Source organism: Bacillus sp. OK048, assembly GCF_900103525.1.
Classification (GTDB): domain Bacteria; phylum Bacillota; class Bacilli; order Bacillales; family Cytobacillaceae; genus Neobacillus.
Genome location: NZ_FNHN01000038.1, coordinates 1 through 1,703, shown reverse-complemented (window position 1 = coordinate 1,703; position 1,703 = coordinate 1). Strand labels below are relative to the sequence as shown.

Here is a 1,703-nt window from a genome sequence, read left to right as displayed (position 1 = left end):
GTTAAGTTTACGAATCCTGTCTTCCCTGGTGACACGATTTATGTGGAGACAGAAGTCATCAATAAACGTGAATCCAAATCAAGACCAAACGATGGGCTTTTATTTTTTGAACATCGTGCAAAAAACCAACATGGTACAGTTGTAATGGAATGTCGCCGTACCTCTTTAATGAAAAAAAAATTCGCTGAATAAACACCCAGATCACAAAAAAAGTGGCACCGGACAAAAATATTATTGAAAAGGAAGTGAATACCAATGATTTTAGAAGGGATTAAGGTTCTGGATTTGTCAAGAATTTTGGCTGGACCCTTATGCACACAATATTTAGGTGATTTAGGAGCAGAAGTAATTAAAGTAGAACATCCTGACTCTGGCGATGATACGCGGGCTTGGCCTCCTTTTATAGGAGAGGAAGGTACAGTATTTTTAAGTGCAAATAGAAACAAGAGAAGTATTGCGGTGGATCTAAAAAGTGAAGAAGGCAAAGAAATAATTAGAAAGTTGGTAAAGCAGTCACATGTGGTGGTTGAAAGTTTTGCAACTGGGGTGACAAATCGGTTGGGAGTTGATTATGAAACTCTAAAGGAAATTAATCCCCAAATAATATATTGCAGCATTTCAGGTTATGGTAGAACAGGTCCAAACAGTTTATTGCCAGGATATGATAATGCATTGCAAGCTTATGGCGGAATTATGAGTTTGACAGGTGCGAAGGGTGGTCCGCCAATCCGAGCAGGTTTTTCTCCAATTGATCAAACTACAGGAATACATGCTGTAACCGGTATTTTAGCTGCTTTGCTACATTACAATCAAACTGGCGAGGGGCAATATCTTGAAGTATCGTTGCTGGAAACTGCAGTGGGATTTTTAGGGTACCAAGCTCAAAACTATTGGGCAACGCAAAAAGTTCCGGAACGTATGGGTACCGGTTATGGAACATTATGTCCTTATCAGGTGTTCGAATCAGCTGATGGACATATTCTAATTGCGGTTGGTAATGACACTATATGGCGGAGATTTTGTCCAGCTGTTGGTTTAGAAGATTTCATGGATGATTCGCGCTTTAAAACAAATCCCGATAGAGTAAGAAACTTTAATGAAACTGTAGAAATAGTTCAAGAAGTAATAAAGACTCGAAGTACGCAAGAATGGTTGGAAGTACTTAAACAAGCAAAGGTTCCATGTGCACCGGTTAATACAATTGATCAAGTGGTAGAAGATCCACAGGTTAAATATCGAGAAATGATCTTACAGTACACTCATCCAAAGCTAGGTGATTTAAAAGGGATAGCCTATCCAGTATCTTTTCAAAACGTTAAACGGGAAGTAAAGAAACATCCTCCGCTTATTGGAGAACACACAGAAGAGATATTACAAGAAATTGGATATACATCCTCTCAAATTAATGATATGACAAACGAAGGAATAGTATATTTAAATAATGAATCACAAAAGCTGTCTTAATATAAAGCCTCATATCCCAACTAGCCAATTAATTAATTGAAAATTCAGATGTATCGGTTGGAAGTTATTGGGTACTAAGAAATATAGAAAATCAGAAGTAAATTTAAGAAAGAAGGGTTATAGATTATGAGTTATGAATTTACACAAGAACAAGAAATGATAAGAAAAACAGCCCGGGACATCGCAAGTCAATTTGATGATGAATATTGGAGGAAAGCTGATAAAGAACATCGATTTCC

At 37.2% G+C, this 1,703-nt stretch carries 1 protein-coding gene and 1 pseudogene; both read left to right on the top strand.

Going from position 1 to position 1,703, the window contains the following annotated elements:
• Positions 1-192 (top strand): annotated as a pseudogene (locus BLR86_RS25470) (MaoC/PaaZ C-terminal domain-containing protein); the annotation flags it as partial.
• 63 nt (positions 193-255) lie between these two features.
• Complete coding sequence (locus BLR86_RS25465; RefSeq protein ID WP_090768609.1) at positions 256-1,464, top strand: CaiB/BaiF CoA transferase family protein; 1,209 nt, start codon at positions 256-258, stop codon at positions 1,462-1,464.
• Positions 1,465-1,703 lie beyond the last annotated feature (239 nt).